23 protein-coding genes and 1 riboswitch are annotated in these 23,188 nt (G+C 69.8%); of the genes, 9 read left to right on the top strand and 14 right to left on the bottom strand.

Annotated elements, in window-relative coordinates:
• Nucleotides 1-43: 43 nt before the first annotated feature.
• The 6 genes from gcvH to AB0B91_RS07885 form a co-directional block, all read right to left on the bottom strand.
• Entirely contained in the window at nt 44-433 is a 390-nt protein-coding gene (gene gcvH / locus AB0B91_RS07860) for a glycine cleavage system protein GcvH (RefSeq protein ID WP_358317236.1), read from the bottom strand.
• Nucleotides 430-1,515 carry a glycine cleavage system aminomethyltransferase GcvT gene (gcvT, locus tag AB0B91_RS07865; RefSeq protein WP_358317238.1) on the bottom strand — a complete coding sequence of 362 codons (1,086 nt, stop codon included), beginning with the start codon at nt 1,513-1,515 and terminating at the stop codon, nt 430-432. Before gcvT ends, gcvH begins: the two co-directional genes overlap by 4 nt.
• 129 nt (nt 1,516-1,644) lie before the next feature.
• Nucleotides 1,645-1,742: riboswitch (glycine riboswitch) on the bottom strand.
• Between the two features lie 95 nt (nt 1,743-1,837).
• The gene (locus AB0B91_RS07870) at nt 1,838-2,527 is read right to left on the bottom strand and encodes a gamma-glutamyl-gamma-aminobutyrate hydrolase family protein (RefSeq protein ID WP_358317240.1); all 690 of its coding nucleotides are present in this window, start codon (nt 2,525-2,527) and stop codon (nt 1,838-1,840) included.
• Between the two features lie 12 nt (nt 2,528-2,539).
• A complete protein-coding gene (locus AB0B91_RS07875; protein ID WP_358317242.1) occupies nt 2,540-3,304 on the bottom strand; it encodes a 3-oxoacyl-ACP reductase in 765 nt (254 codons plus the stop codon).
• Between the two features lie 4 nt (nt 3,305-3,308).
• Nucleotides 3,309-4,661 (bottom strand): aldehyde dehydrogenase family protein, encoded by a 1,353-nt coding sequence (locus AB0B91_RS07880; protein ID WP_358317244.1) that lies wholly within the window; start codon nt 4,659-4,661, stop codon nt 3,309-3,311.
• A complete protein-coding gene (locus tag AB0B91_RS07885) occupies nt 4,658-6,034 on the bottom strand; it encodes a glutamine synthetase family protein (RefSeq protein ID WP_358317246.1) in 1,377 nt (458 codons plus the stop codon). Before AB0B91_RS07885 ends, AB0B91_RS07880 begins: the two co-directional genes overlap by 4 nt.
• A gap of 108 nt (nt 6,035-6,142) precedes the next feature.
• On the opposite strand from AB0B91_RS07885, the gene AB0B91_RS07890 reads away from it, so the two are divergent.
• Nucleotides 6,143-6,847, top strand: a complete 705-nt coding sequence (locus AB0B91_RS07890) for an FCD domain-containing protein (RefSeq protein WP_358317517.1) — start codon at nt 6,143-6,145, stop codon at nt 6,845-6,847.
• Nucleotides 6,848-6,911: 64 nt separating this feature from the next.
• Nucleotides 6,912-7,667 (top strand): hypothetical protein, encoded by a 756-nt coding sequence (locus tag AB0B91_RS07895; RefSeq protein WP_358317248.1) that lies wholly within the window; start codon nt 6,912-6,914, stop codon nt 7,665-7,667.
• Between the two features lie 9 nt (nt 7,668-7,676).
• Here AB0B91_RS07895 and AB0B91_RS07900 read toward each other — a convergent pair whose 3' ends face one another.
• From AB0B91_RS07900 to AB0B91_RS07910, 3 genes are all read right to left on the bottom strand, one after another.
• Nucleotides 7,677-9,113, bottom strand: coding sequence for a High-affinity nickel-transporter (locus AB0B91_RS07900; protein WP_358317250.1), 1,437 nt, complete (start codon nt 9,111-9,113; stop codon nt 7,677-7,679).
• Nucleotides 9,110-10,315, bottom strand: coding sequence for a tetratricopeptide repeat protein (locus tag AB0B91_RS07905; protein WP_358317252.1), 1,206 nt, complete (start codon nt 10,313-10,315; stop codon nt 9,110-9,112). The genes AB0B91_RS07900 and AB0B91_RS07905 overlap by 4 nt, the downstream gene beginning before the upstream one ends.
• A gap of 164 nt (nt 10,316-10,479) precedes the next feature.
• The gene (locus tag AB0B91_RS07910) at nt 10,480-11,856 is read right to left on the bottom strand and encodes a DUF4331 domain-containing protein (RefSeq protein WP_358317254.1); all 1,377 of its coding nucleotides are present in this window, start codon (nt 11,854-11,856) and stop codon (nt 10,480-10,482) included.
• A gap of 216 nt (nt 11,857-12,072) precedes the next feature.
• Here AB0B91_RS07910 and AB0B91_RS07915 point away from each other — a divergent pair, with 216 nt between their 5' ends.
• Together AB0B91_RS07915 and AB0B91_RS07920 are read left to right on the top strand one after the other, a co-directional pair.
• Entirely contained in the window at nt 12,073-13,791 is a 1,719-nt protein-coding gene (locus AB0B91_RS07915; protein WP_358317256.1) for an ABC transporter ATP-binding protein, read from the top strand.
• 75 nt (nt 13,792-13,866) lie between these two features.
• Entirely contained in the window at nt 13,867-14,691 is an 825-nt protein-coding gene (locus AB0B91_RS07920; protein ID WP_358317258.1) for a MurR/RpiR family transcriptional regulator, read from the top strand.
• Here AB0B91_RS07920 and AB0B91_RS07925 read toward each other — a convergent pair.
• From AB0B91_RS07925 to AB0B91_RS07935, 3 genes are read right to left on the bottom strand one after another with little or no spacing between them, the layout of a single operon-like run.
• Nucleotides 14,671-15,417, bottom strand: coding sequence for an ABC transporter permease (locus AB0B91_RS07925; protein ID WP_358317260.1), 747 nt, complete (start codon nt 15,415-15,417; stop codon nt 14,671-14,673). The two genes, AB0B91_RS07920 and AB0B91_RS07925, sit on opposite strands and share 21 nt — an antisense overlap.
• A complete protein-coding gene (locus tag AB0B91_RS07930; protein ID WP_358317262.1) occupies nt 15,414-16,367 on the bottom strand; it encodes an ATP-binding cassette domain-containing protein in 954 nt (317 codons plus the stop codon). Before AB0B91_RS07930 ends, AB0B91_RS07925 begins: the two co-directional genes overlap by 4 nt.
• Before the next feature lie 9 nt (nt 16,368-16,376).
• Nucleotides 16,377-16,907 (bottom strand): PadR family transcriptional regulator, encoded by a 531-nt coding sequence (locus AB0B91_RS07935; protein ID WP_358317264.1) that lies wholly within the window; start codon nt 16,905-16,907, stop codon nt 16,377-16,379.
• 53 nt (nt 16,908-16,960) lie between these two features.
• Between AB0B91_RS07935 and AB0B91_RS07940 the strand changes: the two genes are divergently transcribed.
• From AB0B91_RS07940 to AB0B91_RS07955, 4 genes are all read left to right on the top strand, one after another.
• Nucleotides 16,961-17,647: an SDR family oxidoreductase gene (locus AB0B91_RS07940; RefSeq protein WP_358317266.1), complete on the top strand. Its 687-nt coding sequence runs from the start codon at nt 16,961-16,963 to the stop codon at nt 17,645-17,647.
• Between the two features lie 98 nt (nt 17,648-17,745).
• Nucleotides 17,746-19,098 (top strand): formimidoylglutamate deiminase, encoded by a 1,353-nt coding sequence (locus AB0B91_RS07945; RefSeq protein WP_358317268.1) that lies wholly within the window; start codon nt 17,746-17,748, stop codon nt 19,096-19,098.
• Nucleotides 19,095-19,448 carry an amidohydrolase family protein gene (locus AB0B91_RS07950; RefSeq protein WP_358317270.1) on the top strand — a complete coding sequence of 118 codons (354 nt, stop codon included), beginning with the start codon at nt 19,095-19,097 and terminating at the stop codon, nt 19,446-19,448. The genes AB0B91_RS07945 and AB0B91_RS07950 overlap by 4 nt, the downstream gene beginning before the upstream one ends.
• Before the next feature lie 106 nt (nt 19,449-19,554).
• Nucleotides 19,555-20,496 (top strand): sigma-70 family RNA polymerase sigma factor, encoded by a 942-nt coding sequence (locus AB0B91_RS07955; protein WP_219526709.1) that lies wholly within the window; start codon nt 19,555-19,557, stop codon nt 20,494-20,496.
• A gap of 181 nt (nt 20,497-20,677) precedes the next feature.
• Here AB0B91_RS07955 and AB0B91_RS07960 read toward each other — a convergent pair whose 3' ends face one another.
• The gene (locus AB0B91_RS07960; protein WP_358317272.1) at nt 20,678-21,247 is read right to left on the bottom strand and encodes a TetR family transcriptional regulator; all 570 of its coding nucleotides are present in this window, start codon (nt 21,245-21,247) and stop codon (nt 20,678-20,680) included.
• A gap of 84 nt (nt 21,248-21,331) precedes the next feature.
• Between AB0B91_RS07960 and AB0B91_RS07965 the strand changes: the two genes are divergently transcribed.
• A complete protein-coding gene (locus tag AB0B91_RS07965; RefSeq protein ID WP_358317274.1) occupies nt 21,332-22,129 on the top strand; it encodes an alpha/beta hydrolase in 798 nt (265 codons plus the stop codon).
• Here AB0B91_RS07965 and AB0B91_RS07970 read toward each other — a convergent pair whose 3' ends face one another.
• Nucleotides 22,130-23,044, bottom strand: a complete 915-nt coding sequence (locus tag AB0B91_RS07970; RefSeq protein ID WP_358317276.1) for an iron-siderophore ABC transporter substrate-binding protein — start codon at nt 23,042-23,044, stop codon at nt 22,130-22,132. It abuts the gene before it with no gap.
• Nucleotides 23,045-23,188 lie beyond the last annotated feature (144 nt).

Consider the following 23,188-nt stretch of genomic DNA (forward strand, 5'->3'; position numbering starts at 1 on the left):
CCCTTCAGAAGGGCCGGGGTCCGGCAGGACCCCGGCGGGTGGATCAGGACTCGCCTGAGGTGAGCGCCGAGTACTCCTCGGCGGAGAGCAGGTCCTCGGGGTCGCCTTCCACGCGCACGCGGAACATCCAGCCGTCACCGTAGGGGTCGCTGTTGGCCAGCGACGGGTCGTCCACGACCGCCTGGTTGACCTCGACGACCTCGCCGCCGACGGGGGTGTAGATCTCACTCACCGACTTGGTCGACTCGACCTCGCCCACGGAGTCGCCCGCCTCGACGGTCGAGCCGGCTTCGGGGAGCTGCACGTAGACGACATCACCCAGCGCCTCGGCCGCGTAGGCCGTGATGCCGATGGTCACGGTGATGCCGTCGTCGAGGCCGGCGACCCACTCGTGCTCTTTGGTGTAGCTCAGGTCGTCAGGGATGTTGCTCACTTGTTCCTCCTGTAGAAGGGCAGCTCAATGAGGTCCATAGGTTCATGGCTGCCCCGGATGTCCACGGCCAGACCTGCCTCGGCCCCGTGGTCGACGTAGGCCATCGCGATGGGTTTGCCCAGAGTCTGGGAGGGAGCCCCGCTGGTGACCTCGCCGACGACGGCGCCGTCCTTGGTCACCGGGTATCCATGGCGTGGCACCCGGCGCCCCCGCGCGACCAGGCCGACGAGCCGGCGCCGTGGTGGCGTGTCCTTGACCGCCTCCAGCGCCGACCTGCCGACGAAGTCGCCCGGCTTGTCGAATTTCACCACTCTGCCCAGCCCCGCGTCGAACGGGGTCAGCTCCACGCCGAGCTCGTTGCCGTACAGTGGCATGCCTGCTTCGAGCCTGAGCGTGTCACGGCTGGACAGACCCGCCGGTCGCAGCCCGTGCGTACGGCCGGCCTCGGTCAGCGCGTGCCAGAGCGGCACGGCGTCCTGGTTGGCCACGAACAGCTCGAAACCATCCTCACCCGTGTAGCCCGTGCGCGCGATGAGCGCCTGCCGCCCGTCGACCAGACCGGGCAGGCCCGCGTAGTACTTCAGCCCGGCGAGGTCGGCGTCGGTGAGCGTGGCGAGGATCTCCTGCGCGCGCGGCCCCTGCACGGCGATCAGCGCGTACTGCTCCGAGCGATCCTCAACCACCGCGTTGTACGACTTGGCGCGATTTTTCAGCTCTTCCCCGACTTTTTCATAGTTGGAGGCGTTAGCCACAACCATGAACTCCTCGTCCCCCAGCCGGTAGACGATCAGGTCGTCCAGCACCCCGCCACGCTCGTTCACGATCATGGTGTAGCGGGCCCGGCCGGGCGCGAGTGCCGACAGGTGTCCCACCAACGCGTAGTCGAGCGCCTCGCCGGCCTGCGGCCCGGTCACGAAGATCTCGCCCATGTGGGAGAGGTCGAACAGCCCGGCCGCCTGGCGGACGGCGTTGTGCTCGGCGGACTCGCTGCCGTAGCGGAGCGGCATCAGCCACCCGGCGAAATCGGTCAGGGTCGCGCCGAGGCTCTCATGGACGTCTCGAAGCGGTGTGGGACGTGACATATGCGCACCTCAGGGCAGGATCGGATGCAGGGATCCTCCCCCTCTGTCATCGGTGCCTGAGAGCTTCGCCCGGATTTTGCCGGACTTTCACCTTCGGCGAGGCCGCCAGGCCTGCTTTCCAGAGGACACCTCGTCCGTGCGGTCCTTTACCTTGAGAGGTTCGCGGGGAGGGCTTGCTCCTTCAGGGGTCCTGGCCGGATGCCAGGACGCTCTCCCGCACGGTTTCGTCGGTGATGCGGCAAGCCTAGTGCCGTTATGGGGGAGTTGTCGCGTGCGGATCCCGCCATTTCATGGCGAACGGGCCTGGCGGCGGCGCGAGCGTTCAGCAGGCGGCGATGAGTGCCTCGAACAGCGCGCAGTCCTTCGCCGCCTCCGGATGCCACTGCACGGCCACGGCGAACGTCCGGGACTCCAACTCCACCGCCTCGATCGTGCCGTCATCGGCCACGGCGGCCAGGGCCAGCCCGGGAGCGAGCCGATCGACGGCCTGGTGGTGGTAGTGCGGCACGTCCTCCGGCACGGCCCCGAGCGCCTTGGCGACGCGGGTGCCCGCCACGGGTCGTACGGGGAGCTGGCCGAACTGGCCGGGTGCGGGGGAGTGCCCGGTGTGTCCGACCACGTCGGGCAGATGCTGGTGCAACGTCCCGCCGAGCGCGACGTTGAGCACCTGCATCCCCCGACATATCCCGAGATAGGGCACGTCGGCCTCAAGAGCGGCCTCAAGCACCGCAAACTCCGCCGCATCGCGAAATTTCCGGATATAGCCGGTCCGCTCATCCGGCTCCTGCCCATACCGGTCGGGCGAGACGTCGCCTCCACCGGCCAGGATCAGCCCGTCCAGCCGTCCCACCAGCTCGGCCGGCTCCCCGGCGGGCGGCAGGATCACCGGCTGCCCGCCGGCCCGGACCACCTGCTCCACGTACATATACGGCAACAGGGCGACCGGCATGTCCCACACGGTGAACCGGGCAGGCTCCACATAGGACGTGATCCCGATGACAGGCCGCTTCACGACATCCCCTTGCTACAGAGGGGTGACGTACGCACTCGAAATACCCCCATCGACGAGAAACTCCGATCCGGTGATGAACGAGGCGTCGTCGCTGGCCAGGAACGCCACCGCAGCCGCGATCTCGGACGCCTCGGCGAAGCGTCCCACCGGCACGTGCACCAGGCGCCGCGCCGCCCGCTCGGGGTCCTTCGCGAACAGCTCCCGCAGCAGCGGCGTGTTGACCGGCCCCGGGCACAGCGCGTTCACCCGGATCCCCTCACGCGCGAACTGGACGCCGAGCTCGCGCGACATCGCCAGCACCCCGCCCTTCGAGGCGGTGTAGGAGATCTGCGACGTCGCCGAGCCCATCACCGCCACGAACGACGCGGTGTTGATGATCGAGCCCTTCCCCTGGCGCCGCATGTACGGGATCGCGTGCTTGCAGCAGAGGTAGACGCTGGTCAGGTTCACCTCCTGCACCCGCCGCCACGCCTCGATGCCGGTCTCCAGGATCGAGTCGTCATCGGGCGGCGAGATGCCCGCGTTGTTGAACGCGATGTCGACGGAGCCATAGGTGTCGAACGCCGTCTGGAACATCCGGACGACGTCCTCCTCGCTGGTCACGTCGACCTTGACGAAGATCCCGCCCACCTCGGAGGCGGCCTTGGTGCCCGCCTCCTCGTCGACGTCGGCGCAGACCACCTTGGCGCCCTCCTCGGCGAACCGGCGCGCGGTGGCCAGGCCGATCCCGCCGGCCGCCCCGGTGATCACGGCGACGCGGTTGTGCAAACGCTGCATGTGCTCACTCCGTTGAGATGAAGACGTTCTTGGTCTCGGTGAACGCCGAGAGGGCGTCCGGGCCCAGCTCCCGGCCGAGGCCGGACTCCTTGAAGCCACCGAACGGCGTCCAGTGGCGGACCGACGAATGCGAGTTCACCGACAGCGCCCCGGCCTCCACGGCCCGCGCGACGCGCAGCGCCCGGCCGACGTCGCGGGTCCAGATGGAGCCGCTCAGGCCGTAGCGCGTGTCGTTGGCGATGCGTACGGCCTCCGCCTCGTCCGCGAACGGCACCACCGACACCACCGGCCCGAAGACCTCCTCGGTGAACGCCCGGTCGGTGACCGCCGACGTCAGGACCGTGGGCGGGAACCAGAACCCCTTGCCCTGCGGGCAGTCGCCCTGGAGGTAGGGAGGGCCGTCGATGAAGCCGCGCACCCGGTCCAGATGTTCGGCGCTGATCAGCGGGCCCATCTCGGTGCTCTCGTCGAGCGGGTCGCCGACTTTGACGTTCCGCACGGCCGGCACCAGCCGCTCCAGGAACTCGTCGTAGACCTCGGCCTGCACCAGGATCCGCGACCGGGCACAGCAGTCCTGGCCAGAGTTATCGAAGACGGCATAGGGCGCGGTTTTCGCCGCTTTTTCGAGATCCGAGTCTGCAAAAACGATATTTGCGTTTTTGCCGCCTAGTTCGAGGGTGATGCGCTTGACCTGGGCCGCCGCCTTGGCGGCGATCTGCTTGCCCACCTCGGTCGAGCCGGTGAACACGATCTTGGCAACCCCCGGGTGCTCGACCAGGCGGGCCCCCGCCACCTCCCCTGCCCCAGGCAGCACCTGGAGCACCCCCTCGGGGAGGCCCGCGGCGAGGCCCAGCTCGGCCAGCCTCAGTGCGGTCAGCGGGGTCCATTCGGCGGGCTTGACGATCACCGTGTTGCCCGCCGCGAGCGCCGGGGCGACACCCCAGCTCATGATGAGCATCGGGAAGTTCCACGGCACGATCACGCCCACCACGCCCAGCGGCTCCTGGAACGTGATGTCCACCCCGCCGGGCACCGGGATCTGCTTGCCGTGGTTGCGTTCGGGCGCGGCGGCGTAGAAGTGCAGCACGTCGCGTACCGCGCCCGCCTCCCAGCGGGCGTTGCCGATCGGGTGGCCGGAGTTCGTCAGCTCCAGCAGGGCCAGCTCCTCGCGGTGCTGGTCCACCAGGTCGGCGAAGCGGCGCAGCAGCCGCGCCCGGTCGCCGGGCGCCACGTCGCGCCAGCTCTCGTAGGCCCGCCTGGCACGCTCCACGGCCCGGTCGACCTCGGCCGCGTCGGCCGGCTCCATGTCGGCGAGGACTTCCTCCGTCGCCGGATTGACGATCAGCATCTTGCTCACATCCGCTCGAAACCCCGGAACAGCTCCCAGTCCGTGACCGCCGCGTCGAAGGCGGCCAGCTCGACCCGGGCGTTGTTCGCATAGTGCGCCACCACGTCGTCGCCGAACGTCTCCCGCGCCAGCTTCGACCCCTCGAACAGCGCCAGCGCGTCCCGCAGCGTGTGGGGCACGGTCTCGGCGCCGGACTCGTAGGCGTTGCCCTCGAACGCGTCCTCCAGCGACAGCTCCTCGTCGATGCCGTGCAGCCCGGCCGCGATCAGCGCCGAGACCGCGAGGTAGGGGTTCACGTCGCCGCCCGGCACCCGGTTCTCGATCCGCAGCGACTGCCCGTGGCCGACGAGCCGGAGCGAGCAGGTGCGGTTGTCCACGCCCCACTTGACGGCCGTGGGGGCGAAGCTGCCGGGGACGTAGCGCTTGTATGAGTTGATGTTCGGGGCGTAGAAGAGGGTGAGCTCGCGCATGCGGGCCAGTTGCCCGGCGATGAAGCGGGCGCCGAGCTCGGAGAGCCCGTACGGGCCGTCGCCCGCCATGACCGATTCGCCCTCCACGCTCCACAGCGAGATGTGGATGTGGCAGGAGTTGCCCTCGCGGGCGTTCGGCTTGGCCATGAAGGTGATCGACTTGCCCTCCTGAGCCGCGATCTCCTTGGCGCCGTTCTTGTAGATGGAGTGGTTGTCGCAGGTCTTCAGCGCCTCGTCGTAGCGGAAGGCGATCTCGTGCTGGCCCAGGTTGCACTCGCCCTTGGCGGACTCGACGTACAGCCCAGCTCCCTCCATGTCCCGCCTTATCCGGCGAAGGAGGGGTTCGATGCGGGCCGTACCGAGGAGGGAGTAGTCGACGTTGTAGAGGTTCGCGGGGGTCAGGTCGCGGTAGCCGCGCTTCCACGCGTCCTCGTAGCTGTCTTCGTACACCACGAACTCCAGCTCGGTGCCGACGAAGGCGGCCAGGCCGCGGTCGGCGAGCCGGGCGAGCTGCCGACGCAGGATCTGCCGCGGCGAGGCGGTCACGTCCTCGTCGTTCTCCCAGGCCAGGTCCGCCATGAGCATGACGGTCCCCTCCTGCCAGGGGACCCACCGCAACGTGGACATATCGGGCTTCATCACGAAATCGCCGTAGCCGCGGTCCCAGGAGGACATCGCGTAGCCGTCGACCGTGTTCATGTCGACGTCCACGGCGAGCAGGTAGTTGCAGCCCTCGGAGCCGTGCCCGAGCACCTCGTTCAGGAAATAGCGGGCCGACAGTCGCTTGCCCTGCAATCGACCCTGCATGTCGGCGATCGCGAGCAGCACGGTGTCGACCCGCCCGGCGGCCACCTCGTCACGCAGCTCGTCGACGGACAGCGGTCCGGGTTGTGGAAGACCTCGCTCGCTCACGTAAGTTCGCTCGCTTTCGGGCTAATTGGGCTACTCTTAGACCATTGATGTGCATATGGGGATCGCTTGTCAAGACCTGAGGACACGTTGGACGACTCAGCGCGGTTGATGACGGTGTTACGGCCGGTCAGGGCAGGTAACGCCTTCGAGGAGACGGTAGAACGGCTGCTCCAGGCGATCAAGCTTGGCGTGGTCGCGCCGGGCCGGAAGCTGCCCCCGGAGCGCGAGCTCGCGGTCCAGCTCGGCATCAGCAGGGTGACGCTGCGAGAGGCGATCCGGGCGCTCCAGGACGCGGGTTACCTCGAGGTGCGGCGCGGCCGGTACGGCGGCGCCTTCGTCACTTACGCCCCTCCTCAGCCGGGCAGCGGCGACCTGCGCAGGGTCGTGGCCGACATGGGCTCGGCCGACCTCACCGACGCGCTGACCTTCCGGATGGCCGTGGAATGCGGGGCGGCGGAGGTCCTGGCGGCGGCCACGCTCACCGACGCCCAGCGCGCCCTCCTGCGCGGCCGGCTCGCGGACCTCAACAAGGCGGGCGTCGAGGACTACCGGCGCCTGGACACGGCCTTCCACCTGTCGATCGCCGAACTGACCGGTTCCCCCCTGCTCACCACCGCCTGCGCCGACGCGCGCCTGCGGGTCAGCGACCTCCTCAACGCCATCCCCATGCTCCAGGTCAACCTCGACCACTCCGCCCTCCAGCACGAGGCGATCGTGGCGGCCATCCTGGCCGGTGACCCGGAAGGGGCCCGTCGAGCGGTGTCCGAACACCTGGAAGGCACAGCGGCACTGCTGCGCGCGTTCCTGTCCTGAGGTCCTTTCGGGACCCTTGCGGTCAAGGGAGGGCGATAGGGCTCGTAGCATCAGTTCCAAGGTCATGGAGAACTGGTTCGAGCTGAACATCGTCGTGACAGGGCGGCTGCCGCTGCTCTGTTTCTTCGTCGCGCTCATCGCGGCCTTCGTGGCGACCCGCGTCAACGTGCGGCTGATCAGGGCGAAGGTCGGGTGGTTCCGTAACGTCAACGTGGGTGAGATGCACATCCACCACGTGGTGTTCGGGGTCGTGCTCATGCTGGTCGGCGGGGTCAGCGGGCTGATCGTGTCGTCGGCCTCGCAGGTGGCCTACGCCGCCGCGGCCGCCGTTTTCGGGGTCGGGTCCGCTCTGGTGCTGGACGAGTTCGCGCTGATTCTGCACCTGCACGACGTCTACTGGGAGGAAGAGGGGCGCACCTCGGTCGACGCGGTGTTCATCGCGGTCGCGGTGACGGGGCTGCTGCTCACCGGGCTCCGGCCGCTGACGTTCGACTACGGGACCCCGGTCAACCCGGGCGCGCTGGTCGTGGCGAACATGGTGCTCGCCGTCATCACCCTGTCGAAGGGCAAGATCTGGACCGGGATGGTCGGGCTGTTCGTACCGGTGCTCCTGGTGGTCTGCGCGATCCGCCTGGCCAGGCCGGGCTCTCCGTGGGCCCACCTGTTCTACGAGAAGCGCTCGCCGCGGAAGCTGGCCAAGGCCGCGCACCGGGAGGAACGGTGGCGGCGGCCGGTGATCAGGGCCAAGATCGCGTTCCAGGAGTTCGTCTCGGGACGCCATGATCTGCCCTCCACCCGGCGCGGCCGCCGGCCCACCTAGCGCGGGCGCCTAGAGGGCGATGGCCGAGCGCAGGGCCAGGCCCGCGCCCAGCAGCATCACCATGCCGGCCGTGCCCAGCGGCGCCAGGGTGGACAGCCGGGCGGCCAGGCCCCGTCCCAGCGAGGCGCGCCGTTCGAGGCGGTCGACGAGCTTGACCAGCAGCAGGCCCGTGACGGTGAGCGTCGCCGCCATGCCGATGCCGTACGCGGTGACCAGCGCCACCCCGAACCAGGTACGGCCCAGCGCGATCGCCCCGAGCAGCACGATGAGCGCCGACGGGCTCGGCACCAGCCCGCCCGCCACCCCCATCCCGAGCAGGCCGGCCCGCGTCGAGCGTTCGTGGCCGTGCCCATGCCCATGTCCGTGCCCATGTCCGTGGCCATGCCCGTGACCGGAGTCGCGGCGGGTGGACAGGAGCAGGCGCAGGCCGATGAAGGCGATCAGCACACCGCTGGCCACCCCCAGCCACCCCAGCACCGACTCCCCGGCCAGCGCGGTGAACGCGCTCAGCAGCAGCCCCACCACCAGCACCCCGGCCGTGTGCGTGGCCGTCACCGTGGCCCCCACGACCAGGGCATCACGCGGTCGCCCGCGCCGCCCGGCCAGGTACGCGGCCATGATCGTCTTGCCGTGCCCGGGGATCAGCGCGTGCCCGGCCCCGAGCAGCATCGCCAGGCCCACGGCCAGCAGCCCGAGCGGCACCGTGAGCGAGTCGGCGCCGATCAGGCCGGTGAACGTCCGGTCCAGCGCCGCCAGCGCGTCCCCGATCGGCCCGCCGACGCTGATCGTGCCGAGCCCGGACGGCGTCCCGCCGGAGCTGGGAGAGCCGCCGCCGGACAGGGCGGAGGCGGCGCCACCGACGGTGATGGTGGCCGTGCGCTGGTCGAGCGGGTTGGTCAGCAGGTCCTCGGGGTACTTGCGCAGCTCGTCGCTCACACTGGCCGACGGCACGGACGACTGGGTCAGCCGTACCCCGTCACCGACGGCGGTGATCTCTCGCCAGCCGATCCGGTCCTGCTCGAACGCGTCGGCGAAGGACACCGTGCCCGACACGCGGGCCTCGGCGACCAGCCGGCAGGTCAGGCGGCTGGTCTGCAGGCCGCCCTGCCCGGGCGCGTACGCGAACTCCGAACCCGACACCCGCCACGGCACCGCCGTGCCATGGATGGTGAGCCGCTGGGCGGCGGCCAGCGTGGCGCAGGTCCTGGCCGCGTACGAGGCGTCCACGTTCGGTTTGGCCTGGAGCGTGGGCAGTTCGGCGGCGTCCACGACCGCCTTGTTCTCCACCCGGTCGGGCCGCAGGCGCAGCCCGTTGTAGTGGTTGACGGTGAAGTTGCCGAGCGGATGCCTGGCCGCCGTCTCCGCCCGCGCCGCGGTCGTGAACAGGACCGATACGCCCATCGACAACAGCAGGCCCGTGAGCAGGCCGAGCCGGAGCACTCTCATGAGAACCTCGCCAGTGCGGGCAGGGACGGATCGAAGCCCGGGGCCACGCGCGCGGGCTTGCCGAGCGCGCGCTCGATCCGGGCACGGTGGTAGGCGAGCAGCGGGTTGCGCCAGCCGGTCGAGGTGGCCTTCTTCGCGTACGGCAGCGCCTCGCGCGGCTTGCCCGCCTTGAACAGGGCCCAGCCGAGCGCGTCGGCGGCGACGAGGTTGGGGTTGCGGGCGTACTCGGCCCTGGCATGCCGGACGGCCACCGCCGGGTCGCCGTGGTCGGCCTCGAACTCGGCCCAGGTGAGGTCGTCCCGCACGCCGGCGGCCCGCAGCAGCTTGCGCTGGGCCTCCAGCAGGGTCCAGTCGGGCTTCAGCCCCGCCTTGATCCGGGTCTCGCCCTGCTCGATGAGGTACTGGGACAGCGGCAGTCGCTCGACCACCCGCTGGTAGAGGTCGAGGGCCTCGGCCGTCCGCCCGCTGAGCGCGGCGACCCTGGCCTGTCCGGCGACCGCCGGAGTGTAGGCGGGGTAGGCCTGGAGCGCCTTGGCGTACCAGGTGCCGGCCGCGGCGAGGTCGCCCGAGTGCAGGGCCAGCTCACCCAGGTAGTAGCGGGTGTAGGCGATGTCCGCCGGTGCGTAGGCGTCGTTCTGGGCGTACTCCAGGAACTTGCGGGCCGCCGTCCGGTCGCCCCGGAGCTCGGCCGCGTAGGAGGCGCGGGCGAACGCCGCCACGCCGGGGCGCAGCCCCATCATCTTGTCCACGGCCTTCGAGGCGCCGCTCAGGTCGCCGAGCTGTGTCTTGGCGTCGGCCAGCACGCCGTGCGCCGCCGCGCTGTACGGGTTGGCGCCGATGGCCCGCTGAGCCAGCCGTACCGCGTCGGAGAACTCGTGGCGGCCGGCGGCGAGCGCCGCCTGGCCGGTCAGCACCGCGTCGTCGGCGGCGTTCAGGCGGGTCGCGGTGGCCAGGGCGCCTTCGGCCTTGGTGTAGTACGACGGGTCGCCGGTGACTCTGGCCTGGTCGACGTACTCCATGCCGAGCTGGGCCCAGCTTCGGTAGTCACCGGGCAGGCGCTTCAGGCGGGACTGCAGCGTCTCGGTGAAGGTCACGGTCCGCGTGGTCACGGTGGCTGTCTCTAGCGGGGCGTAGACGGCGTAGGCCGTGAAGGCCAGCGCGCCGGCCACGACGAGGCCACCTGCTATGGCGAGGGATCGCATCCAAGGCTCCGGAGATCGGAAAGGGTCGGCGGAGACGGGTGGGGGGCCGGCTGGCCCTGACGGGGGGCACGGCCAGCCGGCCGGGGTCGCGGCGGGAGTGTGGGAGACGGGCCCGCCGCGGAGGAGGACCGGCCGGCCCGGAGAGGAGACCGGCCGGTCGGGCTTCACCGCTTGTTCACAGCCACGTTGCTGGGCAGCGGGATGTACGGGAACGACTGGAAGAAGGGCTTGTCGTTCTGGTCGACCTTGTCCGTCAGGCCCGGGACGAGCTTGCCGGACAGCGCGGCACCGGCCACGGCCTGCAGCGAGATGTCCACGACGTCGTCGGACAGGCGGCGGCCGTTCGGGAAGCCCTGCAGGTCACCGGCCAGCACGCCGAGACGGTTGGGGTCCTTGGACGGCGGAACCGCCATGTTGAGCCGCAGCATCTCGGAGGGCCGCAGCTTGCCGGCGTCCTTGTTGAGGGTCTGCGAGTTCAGGTCGGCCTTGATCGGCCCGTTGCCCTTGGCGATGCCGGTCAGGAAGATCTCGACCAGGTCGCCGCGCGGGGTCGCGGGCGCCTTGATGCCGTAGATGCCCTCCAGCAGCCTGGCCACCTCGGGGTCGGTCACGCGCTTGACCACGGCCGGGATGTCGGCGTCCTTGTGCGGGGGCAGCGAGTTGAACGCGTCCTTCAGACCGGCGGGCACCACGACCTCGTTGACCAGCGGGTTGCCCAGGCGCGAGACCTGGGCGTAGCCGTTCGGGCTCCACTTGTCCGTGGTGGACCAGACGCCGATCACCGGGTTGCGCCTGACGTCGCCCTTGAGCGCCAGGTCGCTGGCGGGCACCTGGACGGCCAGGGTGCTCACGTTGTAGCCCTTGGTGGTGTCCTGGCCGACCTCGGTCAGGTTGCCGCCGTAGAGCAGGTCGAAGACGCGCAGGTCCAGGAAGAACGCCTCGTCGGACTGGCCGGCGTAGGCCTTGCCGCCGTGCGGGAGGCTCTTCAGGGACTGGGCGCGCAGCGTGCCGTAGTCGGGCATCGAGGCGGGGCCGACGTTGCTCGGCGCGACGATACCGTTCGAGACGAGCGTCCTGCTGCCGTCCTCGGTGATCCGCTTGAGCGTGTAGCGCTGGCGGAAGAGCAGGTTCTCGTCGTGCAGCGAGGTGACGGGCCCGTTGTTGTACAGGAACGTGTCGTTGCCGCGCCGGTCCTCATCGCGGAACGTCCACTGGTACACGATGTCGGGCTTGGCGTCGCCATCGTTGTCGATCTTGATGTTGTACCGGGACTTGGTGTCGAACGTGTAGAAGTTCGGGCCGCCCTGCGGTTCCTGGAACGGGATCCAGTTGGAGAGCAGCGTCACCGTGTCGGCTTTGTCGGGGCTGACGAACGCGTACACGTCGGTGTTGTCGTTACGCGGGTCCCCCGCGATCATCGGCGCCTCGCGGTGCGAGGAAGCGGTGCCGGAGTCGGTACGAAGCAGGGCGAACGAGGAGGCGGTCAACGCCACCGCGACGCCCAGTCCGACTAGAGCGCGCCGGTTGATCCGGAGCTCCATGTTCGGTCCTTTCGAGAGGGCTGATCGTTATCGAGAGGTTCCGGCCGGGTTCCTCGACGGCCTATTCGTCGCCGCTCCGCGAATGGATGTGTCTCTCCTTCCAAAGAATGAGAGGTCAATCAAAGTTGACATACTTTGGTCGTCAATCTAGGTTGACGGGTGCGGAATCTGATCCGCCGTTCGTTGGGATGTCGGGATATATCGCGAGAGGAGAACATGGTGATCAGAGAGCTGCTCGCCTACATACGCCCGCACCGGAGGATCTTGATCCTCGGTGGGTTGCTGGGCCTGGTCGGCTCGGCGGCCGGTCTGGCGATGCCGTTGCTGGCCAAGTACGTGGTGGACGCCTTCGGCCAGAACAGGTCGATGGCCGGGCCGTTACTCGGGCTGACCGTGGCGGTGCTGGTCGGGGCGGTGGTCTCGGCGCTGGGCACGTACCTGATGGAACGCACCGGTGAGGGCGTCGTGCTGGGTGCCAGACGCCGGCTCGTCGATCGGATGTTCCGGCTCAAGGTCGCCGACGTGGACCGGCTCAAGCCCGGCGACCTGCTGTCGCGGGTGACCGGTGACACGACGCTGCTGCGGGCCGTGCTGACCAACGGGATCGTGAACTCGATCGGCTCGGTGTTCATGCTGGTCGGCGCGATCATCATGATGGCGACCATGGACGGCGTGCTGCTGCTGGTCACGCTGCTCGTGGTGGTGGTGATCGGCGGGCTGACCGGTTTGGTGATGCCGCGGATCCAGCGGGCGCAGAAGCAGGCCCAGGAGGCCGTCGGCGAGATGGGTGCCGTGCTCGACCGGGCGCTCCAGGCGTACCGCACGGTCAAGGCCAGTGGCGCGGAGGAGCGCGAGATCGCGGTCGTCGCCGGCGCCGCCGAGCGCGCTCGCGACCGGGGCCTGCAGGTGGCCGGGTGGACCTCGCTGGCCGGGGTGGCGACCTGGATGGCGGTGCAGATCGCCTTCCTGTGCGTGCTGGCCGTCGGCGGGTCGCGGGTCGCCTCCGGCGCGCTGGAGGTCTCGTCGCTGATCGCGTTCCTGCTGTACCTGTTCTACCTGGTGGCGCCCATCGGGCAGATCGTCGAGGGCCTGGTGCAGCTCCAGCAGGGCCTGGCGGCGATGAAGCGGATCAAGGAGATCGAGGACCTGCCCGCCGAGCCCGTCGGTGCCCCGCTTCCGGTGACCCTCGGCGCGGGGGACCCGGTGGGTGTGCGGTTCGAGGACGTGGTGTTCCGCTACGGGGACGACCGGCCGACCGTGCACGACGGGGTCAGCTTCGAGGTGCCGCCCGGCGGGCTGACCGCGCTCGTGGGGCCGTCGGGCGCGGGCAAGTCGACGGTGTTCGCCCTGCTGGAACGGTTCTACGAGCACCAGGACGGCAGGATCACGGTCGACGGCCGCGACATCCGCGACTGGCCGCTCGCCGAGTTGCGGGCCACGCTCGGCTATGTCGAGCAGGACGCGCCCGTGCTGGCGGGCACGCTCAAGGAGAACCTGCTCTTCGCCGCCCAGGACGCCACCGAGGAGGAGTTGCGGCGGGCGATCGTCCGTACCCGCCTCGACGACCTGGTGTCCAGGCTGCCCGAGGGGCTCGACACGGCCGTCGGGCACCGGGGCGTGCTGCTGTCGGGCGGCGAGCGGCAGCGGGTGGCGATCGCCAGGGCGCTGCTGCGCAAGCCCAGGCTGCTCCTGCTGGACGAGGCGACCTCGCAGCTCGACGCGGTCAACGAGCTCCGGCTGCGCGAGGTCATCGCCGAGGTGGCCGCCGAGACGACCGTGCTGGTCATCGCGCATCGGCTGTCCACGGTGACCAACGCGGACCGCATCGTGGTCATGGAGGCGGGCGGGGTGCGCGCGGTCGGCACCCATGCCGAGCTGGTGGGGGAGGACGACCTTTATCGCGAACTGGCCGCGACCCAGTTCCTGGTGAGCTAGTACTCTGCGAGTGACCTAGGTGAATGCATTCATTCAGGTGGGATGAGAAGCGGGGCAGGTGGTGTTGGAGGTGGCGTGACGGGCGGATACCACAGCGGTCTTGGCGGGCTTCTCGACGGGCGGCGGCTGTCTCCCGTGCAGCGGCGGATCGCGCACTACCTGTCCGAGCATCTCGACGAGGCGATCTTCCTGTCCAGCGTCGAGCTGGCCGAGCGGTCAGGAGTGAGCCAGCCGTCGGTGACCAGGTTCGCCATGGTGCTCGGTTTCGCCGGCTACCCCGAGCTGCGGCAGGCGCTGCGTCCGCTGGTGCTGGGCGGCCTGCCGGAGGAGAGCCTGCTTCAGGGGGCCATCGACAGCGAGATCAGGAATCTGGCCGCCGTCAGGGAGCGGCTGGCGGGCTTCCCGCTCAAGGAACTGGGGGAGTCCCTGGCCGCCGCCGAGCCGCTCCCGGTGCTGGGGCTCCGGGTCTCCTGCGGGCTGGCCACCACCTTCGCCTACTACGCGCGCCGGATCCATCCCGACGTGCGGCTGCTGGCGCACGGCGGCTCGGAGCTGATCGACGGGCTGCACGCCGCGCGCCGGGCCGGCGCGGAATGGCTGCTCGCCGTGGTGCTGCCGAGATATCCGGCCGAGGTCATGCAGGCCTTGGAGTACGCGGAGAAACTGGGCCTGCGGATCGCGGTCATCTGCGACAGAGCCGATTTCCCCGCCGAGGTGGTGCTCGACGCGCCGGTGGGGGACCGGCTCGTGTTCGACTCGCACGCGGCGCCGTTCGCGCTGGCCATGGCACTGGTCGAGGCCATGGCCGACGCCGCGCCGCTGCGCACCCAGGCCCGGCTGGAGGAGTACGAGCGGATGACCGACGAGACCGGTACGTTCCTAACCGGCGATCCGGCGTAGCGAGCGCACCGACCAGCCCACGGTCAGCGCGGCCAGGCCCAGCATGATGGCGAACGCGATCGGGATCGACCCGTCGGTCAGATCGCCCGCGAACAGCGCCCGGCCGGCCACCACCGGGTGGTACATCGGGTTGAACAGGGCCACCTTCTGCATCCACTCCGGTGCCAGCGTCATCGGCAGCAGCGCCCCCGACAGCAGCATGATGGGCAGGGCGAAGAACTGCATGATCTGCGCCATGCCGTTCTCGTCCCGCAGCGACAGCGCCAGGCCGTATCCGATGCCGGAGGCGAACAGGCCGGTCACCGCGATGAGCAGCACCATGACGGCGAGCCCCGGCAGGCTGGCGCGCATACCCATGACCAGCGCGATCACGATCACCACGATCGACTGGAGCACCAGCACGACCCCGTCGCGCAGCGTCCGGCCGAGCACGATCGACGGGCGCCAGGCCGGGCCGACGGCGATGCGTTCGAGGACGCCGCTGCGTAGCTCGTAGATCATGCCGTAGCCGACGCCGATCGCCCCGAACAGCGCGGTGATCACCAGCATGCCCGGCGCGAAGCTCGTGAGCTGCGCGGAGGTCGGCTGCCCGGCGGCTCCCGCCACCAGCGGGCCGAACAGCAGCAGGTACACCACCGGCTGGACGATGCCGAACAGCGGCCAGATCGGGTTCCTGAAGGTGTTGCGCAGCTCGTACATGAGGAACAGCAGGGTGTGGCGGATCATGCGGCGGCTCCCGCGTCGCGAAGGGATCGGCCGGTCTTGGCCAGGAAGACGTCGTCGAGGGTGGCGCGGTCGAGCGCGATCGAAGACAGGCGGAGACCCTGCTCCTCCAGCGCCCGCAGCAGCGTGGGCAGCGTGTGCTCGCCGTCGTCGACGTACACGCGCAGCACGTCGTCGTCGAGGCGGGTCTCACGGGCGTACGGCTTGAGCGTCTCGGCGGCGCGGTCGGGCTCGTCCAGCCTGAGCGTGACGACGTCGCCGGACACCTCGCGCTTGAGCTCGCCCGGCGTGCCCTCGGCCACCACCAGACCGTGATCGACGATCACCAGCCGGTCGCACAGGGCGTCGGCCTCGTCGAGGTAGTGGGTGCTGAGCAGCACGCTGGTGCCGAGCTCGCGCAGCTGCCTGATGCGGTCCCAGAGGTTGGCCCGGTTCTGGGGGTCGAGCCCGGTGGTGGGCTCGTCGAGGAAGAGCAGGGGTGGACTGTGCACCAGCCCGAGCGCGATGGCCACCCGCCGCTTCTGGCCGCCGGAGAGCGTACGGCCCGGCCGGTCGGCCATCTCCGTCAGGTCGAACCGGTCGAGCACGTCGGCCGTGGCCCCGGCCGGGTCGGGCACGCTGTGGATCTTCGCGGCCATCATGATCTGGGCCCGCGGCGTGGTGTTCTCCTCCACCCCGCCGGCCTGGCTGACGTAGCCCAGGTTGCGGCGGACCTCGCCGGGCGCCTTGAGCAGGTCGTGCCCGGCGATGGCGGCCGTGCCGGAGTCGGGGGTGATCAGCGTGGCGAGCATCCTGATCGTGGTGGTCTTGCCGGCGCCGTTCGGGCCGAGGACGCCGAAGATCACGCCCTTCTCCACTTCGAGGTCGACGCCCCGGACCGCTTCCACGGTCTGCGTGCCCTTCCTGCTCCTGGTGGTGAACGTCTTGCATAAGCCGTGCGCATCAATGATCATTTGTGCTCCTTAGGGAAGTTCGTCTGCTTCGACCCTGATGACCGCCTTCTCGGCCCAGGCGAGCTGGGCGGCGAGCATGTCCGTGGTCAGGCGGAGGTTCTCGTCGACGTGCCGGGGGGCGCCGTAGCGCTGCTTGACGCCGAAGGCGCTCTCCATCGCCTCGATGGACATCTTGAGCTGGCGGATCCTGCCGTGGAGCGAGTCGAGGATCTCCTGTTTGGTCAGGCGGTCCATGAACGTGAGCGCGACCTGGAAAGGGTCGACGATCGGTTTGACGTCGTACCAGTTCTGCAGCAGCAGGCGACGGAACTCCAGCCGGCCCGCCTCGGTGATCTCATAGACCGTCTTGCCGCCCTTGCCGCTCTCGACCACCTGGAGCAGGCCCTCCTCGGCCATCTTGCCCAGCCCGTGGTAGATCGAGCCGAACGCCACGTTGGCCCAGTGGTCCGCGCCCATCACCTCCAGCTGCCTGCGGACCTGATATCCGTTGCGCGGCTGATCGAGCAGACAGCCGAGGATGAGAACACGCGTCGAAGACATGTTCAAGTTTGTATTCAAATTTGAGTGTATGTCAAGGTCATAAACTGAGGCGCATGACTGAACGACCGACCGCGCTGGTCACCGGCGCATCCCGTGGCATCGGCGAGGCGATCGCCAGGGCGCTGGGGCCCACGCACCACGTCATACTCGGCGGACGTGACGGCGACGCGCTCGCCGCCCTGGCGGCCGAGCTGCCCGACGCCAGGGCGTGGCCGGTCGAGCTGACCGAGGTCACCGCGGCGGACGTGGCGGGCGTCGAGCGGCTCGACGTGCTCGTGCACAGCGCCGGGATCGGCACGCTCGGCACGATCGCCGAACTCACCGCCGACGCCTGGCGTGAGACGATGGAGCTCAACGTGATCGCCGTCGCCGAGCTCACCCGGCTGCTCCTGCCCGCGCTCAGGCCGGCCGGCGGCCAGGTGATCTGCGTCAACTCCGGCTCCGGGCTCCGGGCGAACCCCGGCTGGGGCGCGTACGCGGCGAGCAAGTTCGCGCTGCGGGCCTTCGCCGACGCGCTGCGCCAGGAGGAGACGGACCTCAGGGTGACGACCGTCTACCCGGGCCGGGTGGCCACCGACATGCAGCGGGGCGTCCGCGCGCACGAGGGCGGCGAGTTCGAGCCGGACAAGTACCTCACACCCGAGTCCGTGGCCCGCGCGGTGCTGGCCGCCGTCAACGCCGGACCCGACGCCCATCTGACCGAGCTCATGCTGCGGCCCAGCGCGGGTCCGGTCAACTGAATGGATTCATTCACTACCGTGTCCCACCCCTCTGATGAGCGGGCCGAGCAGGCAGACTGCGAAGCGGGAGTCGCCCTCGCGAACGTTCTGGAGGACCTGTGTCGGTGACCTACTGGTGCGAACACGCCTGGCTGCCCGACGGCGTCGTCGAAAGCGTGCTCGTCGAGGTCGACGGGACCCGCGTCGCCGCCGTGACCCAAGGGGAGCCGGGCGGCGCCGAACGCCTGGCGGGCCTGACGATCCCCGGCCTGGCCAACGCCCACTCCCACGCCTTCCACCGGGCGCTGCGCGGGGCCACGCAGGCGGGCGCGGGCGACTTCTGGACGTGGCGCGACCGGATGTACGAGGTGGCCGCGGCGCTCGACCCCGACAGCTACCTGGCGCTGGCCAGGGCCGCCTACGCGGAGATGGCGCTGGCCGGGATCACCTGTGTGGGCGAGTTCCACTATCTGCACCACGCGCCGAACGGACGGCCGTACGAGGACGCGAACGCGATGGGCCACACGCTCATCCAGGCCGCCCGCGAGGCGGGCCTGCGCATCGCGCTGCTCGACACCTGCTACCTGACGGGCGGCATCGGCATGGGCACGGCGGCCGGGAGCGGGGGCGGCACGCACCTGGCGGGGACGCAGGTGCGCTTCGGGGACGGCGACGCCGACCGGTGGGCGAACCGGGCCGGCGACCTGGCCGCCGCCTACGAGGGGCAGCACGACGTGGAGATCGGCGCCGCCGTCCACTCGGTGCGGGCCGTGCCGCCGGAGCAGATGCCGGTGATCGCCGAGTTCTCCCACCACCATGCCGCGCCGCTGCACGCGCACGTCTCCGAGCAGCGGGCGGAGAACGCCGCGTGCGTGGAGATGTACGCGGCCAGCCCGGTGCAGGTACTGCACGAGCGAGGCGTGCTCGGGCCGCGGTCCACCGCCGTGCACGCCACCCACCTGAGCGACGTCGACATCGAGCTGCTCGCCCAGTCGGGCACGCACATCTGCATGTGTCCCACCACCGAACGCGACCTCGCCGACGGCATCGGGCCCGCCAGGACGCTGTTCGACCACGGCGCGCCGATCACGCTCGGCTCCGACAGCCATGCCGTCATCGACCTGTTCGAGGAGGCCCGCGCGGTCGAGCTGAACGAACGGCTGGCCACCGGCGAACGCGGCCACTGGCGCGCCGCCGAGCTCCTGACCGCCGCGGCCGGCGCGGGCCACACCTCGCTGGGTTTCCCCGACGCCGGGCTGCTCGTGCCGGGCGCGTGGGCTGACCTGGTCTCGGTACGCCTCGACTCGGTCCGTACGGCGGGCACCGGCGGGCTGGAGGCGGTGGTGTTCGCGGCGACGGCGGCCGACGTGCACTCGGTCGTCTCAGGTGGCCGGCGCGTCGTGTCGGAGGGCCGGCACACGCTGGGTGACGTGGGCGCCATGCTGACCGAGGCGATTGGACGGGTCCGATGACCACTGTGCTGTTCGACGGGATCAAGCTGCTCTACACCGGGGATCCGGAGCGTGAGGAGATCGAGGACGCGGCGCTGGCCACCGACTGCAATCCCGGGTCGTCCTACACCTCGTCGATGGCGTTCTGCGTGGCGCTGGCCGTACGGGAGATGGGCATGACGCCGCTGGAGGCGGTCAGGGCCGCGACGCGCGGTGGGGCCCGCGCGCTGCGGCGTACAGACGTAGGATGGCTGCGGCCGGGAGCCCGCGCGGACCTCGTCGTGCTGGACGCCCCTTCTTACGTACATCTGGCCTATCGACCCGGTGTTCCCCTCGTTCACCAGGTGTTTCTCGGCGGTCTCCTCCTTTAGGAGGACATCCAGAACCGTCCCCTGGTCGTAGCTCTTTAGGGAATCTTTGCATCTGGCCGGACGTTGGCCGGATATAGAACGCAGCTGCGGAACGAGGTGCCTGGGGATGGCAAGGCCTACGGGGAGTCGCACGCAGGAGCAGCACGTCGCTGATCGCGATCTGCTGGGGACCTACCTGGCGGAAATCGGGCGGGTCCCGCTGCTCACGGCGGAGGAAGAGGTGGAGCTCGCCAAGCGCATCGAGGCGGGCCTCTTCGCCGAGCAGCTGCTCGACAGCGGGGGCTCGGAGCCGCGCATCGGCGACGCCGCCGATGAGGAGCTGGAGCGCGTCGCGATCTCCGGCCAGCGGGCGAAAGACGAGTTCATCCAGGCGAACCTTCGCCTGGTGGTAGCGGTCGCGCGCAAGTATTCGGGGCGCGGCATGCCACTGATCGACCTGGTCCAGGAGGGGAACCTGGGCCTGGTGCGCGCGGTGGAGAAGTTCGACTACAAGCGGGGGTACAAGTTCTCGACATACGCCACGTGGTGGATCAGGCAGTCCGTGGGCCGGGCCATCCACGAGCAGGCGCGGCCGGTCCGGCTGCCCACGCACGCGGGTGAGCAGATGACCAGGCTGATGCGGGTGCGCAGGGACATGCTGGCGGAGTTCGACGTCGAACCGACCGACGACGACCTCGCCGGGATCCTCGAACTACCGATCGAGCGGGTCCGCGAGCTACGCCGCTGGGCGTCCGACCCGGTGTCGCTGCAGCTCGGCGTGGGCGACGAGGACGAGACCGAGCTGGGCGACATGATCGCAGACGAGACCTGGGCCGATCCGGAGCAGCAGGCGATCGACATCCTGGAGCGCGAACGGCTCGACCAGTGGCTGACGGATCTCGAGGGGGACACCCGGGACATGCTGCGGTGGCGGTATGGCCTGGTCGACGGCCGCGAGCACACGCTCACTGAGGTGGGAGAGCGGTACGGGATCGGTCGCGACCGCGCCCGCCGCATCGAGCGCGACGCGCTGGCCCGTCTACGCAAGATGGCCACCGCGGCGGCTTAAGAACCATTTTCTTTTACGGCTGAGCACGGTGGGCGCCACCCGCCGTGCTCAGCCGACGTCTGTCCAGGGGCACGCTCCTCCGGTGGAGCGGGCCGGGCGCCGTGACGTGCGCATTCTTGGCCCCGGTCCGTGGATCGGGCTGGGCGCCGCGTCCCCCTATGGGCGGTGCTGGGCGCGCCCTCTACGGGCGTCGCAGGAGGCGTCGTAGGAATTCCTCCACCGCTGCCTCCGCTGTGTCTCGGTCGCCGCCTCTGGCGACCAGCAGGGCGCTCTCGTTGATGGCGGCCAGGAGCATGTGGGCGTGCAGGTCCAGGAACTCGGCGGGGATCGCGTCCGTGGCCTGTAGGGCGAGCTTCAGGCTGCCGAACGAGTAACGCTCCTCCAACGCCCGCCACTGCTCCCAGCCCAGCACCGACGGCGCGTCGATCAGCACGATGCGCTGGATCACCGGATCGCCCGCGAGCCTGATCCAGGCCAGCATGCCCGCCCGGAGCACCTCGGCGGGGTCGTCGATGCCCTTGACCGCCTTGAGGATCTCCAGGCCGATGGCGGCTTCCGTTGCCTCCAACACCGCCTCGAACAGGGCGTCCTTGCCCGCGTAGTGGTGGTAGAGAGCGCCCCTGCTGAGGCCGGATTCCTGGAGCACCGCCTCGATCGAGGTGCCCTCGTAGCCGTGTTCGGCGAACAGCCGCGTGGCGATCGCGAGGAGCTGGTCGCGGGTGGCCGCGCCGCGTTCCGCCTTGAGGTTCATGGCACCACTCTAGACAAACCGACAGTCAGTCGGTAATTTCATAGACCGACAGTCGGTTTGTTATCCGGGAAAAGGAGTCAGGCCATGGACGGCATCAGCTACGTGGACGTCGGCGAGGGGCCGGTCGCCCTGTTCGTGCACGGCGTCGGCACCAGTTCGTACCTGTGGCGCAACGTCATCGCCGAGCTGCGCGACGAGCGCAGATGCGTGGCGATCGACCTGCCCCTGCACGGCGGCAGCGCGCCGCGCGACGATCTCTCGATCCCCGCGCTGGCCGAGGCGGTGGCCGAGCTCTGCGCCGAGCTCGGCCTGGACCAGGTCGACCTTGTCGCCAACGACACGGGCGGCGCGGTGGCGCAGGTCTTCGCCGTGCGGCACCCGGAGCGGCTGCGCTCGCTCACGCTCACCAACTGCGACGTGCACACCAACACGCCGCCGGAGTCGTTCAAGCCCACGGTCGACCTGGCGGCCCGGGGCGAGCTCGCGCCGCTGACCGCCGCCGTGCTGGATCAGCCGGAGCTGCTGGCCCAGACGGCGTTCGGCGACGGCTATGAGCGCATCGACGATCCGGCGGACCTGGTCGACCACTTCCTGCGGCCGATCTTCGACAAGCCCGGCGGGCCGCTCGCCTTCGAGCGGCTGCTGACCTCGATCGACGCCAAGGACATGGTCGCGATCGAGCCGCTGCTCACCGTGCTGGCCGTGCCGACGCTGGTGGTGTGGGGGACCGGCGACGTCTTCTTCGACGTGAGCTGGGCCCACTGGCTGCGCGACACGATCCCCGGCGTCAAGGAGGTCGTGGAGATCGAGGGCGGGCGGCTGTTCTTCCCCGATGAGCGGGCGGGTGAGCTCGTGCCGCACCTGCGCCGGTTCTGGGGCTGATCAGACGAGCGGGGCCAGGTACTTGTCCAGGTCGTCGAGGATCCCGCCCGCGGCGGTGACGCCGATGCCGAGCATCCAGACCTCGTCGTCCACGTTGTGGGCATTGCCCGACTTGACGGCCCCGAGGTTCTTCCAGAGCGGGCCGCCGGTCACCGAGGCCTGGCTCTTGGCCGCCGCCTGGCCGTACGCGCTGTAGAAGAGGGCGTCGGCGTCGGCTTGGGCGATGTTCTCCTGGCTCAGCTTGCCGAAGCGCTTGTCCTGCTGGCCGGCGAGCTGCTGCACCTCCGGCCGCGGGATGCCGGCGTCGCCGACCACGATGCCGCTGAACGACTCGGGGCCGTACATCCGGATCTCCGTCGGCATGAAGCGGACGATGCTCACCTTCAGCTTCGCGTACTTGGCGCCGACCTGCTTGGCCCGCGTCTCATAGGCCGACAGCAGGCCGGTCGCCTGCTCCTTCTTGCCCAGGGCGTCGGCGTCGAGCAGGAAGTTCTGCTTCCAGGTGACGCCCACCTTCTCCGTGAACACGGTCGGGGCGATCTTGCTGAGCTTGTCGTAGAAGGCCGCCTGCCGGAACTTCGTGCCGAGGATGAGGTCCGGCTTGAGCGCCATGATGGCCTCGATGTTCGGCTGCTGGGTCGTGCCGACCGCCTTGGTCGCGACCAGCGCCGAGCCGAGGTACTTCGGCCACGACTGGCTCTCGGTGGCCTGGGCCGCACCGACGGGGGCCAGGCCCAGGGAGACCATCGTGTCGAGCTTGTCGGTGTCGAGGACCACGACCCGCTTCGGCTCCATCGGCACCTTCGTCTGGCCCATGGCGTGCGTGATGGTCCTGGTCGGCCCCGTCTGCTGGGAAGTGGTCGCGGTGCCGCAGGCGGTGAGCACGAGGAGGGGGAGCAAGAGGGCCAGGCGCATGAGGGGTTCCTTGATCTCTTAGGTAAGGCGACCCTAAGTCTATGGCCGAAAGTTCCCCGTCAGTCATCCGAAACATGGACGAAACACCAGTGGGGCGAGATTCACGAATGTGAAACACACCTGGTCGAGCCACGAAACTCCGGG

It is taken from the genome of Nonomuraea sp. NPDC049141, assembly GCF_040648415.1.
Lineage (GTDB): Bacteria > Actinomycetota > Actinomycetes > Streptosporangiales > Streptosporangiaceae > Nonomuraea.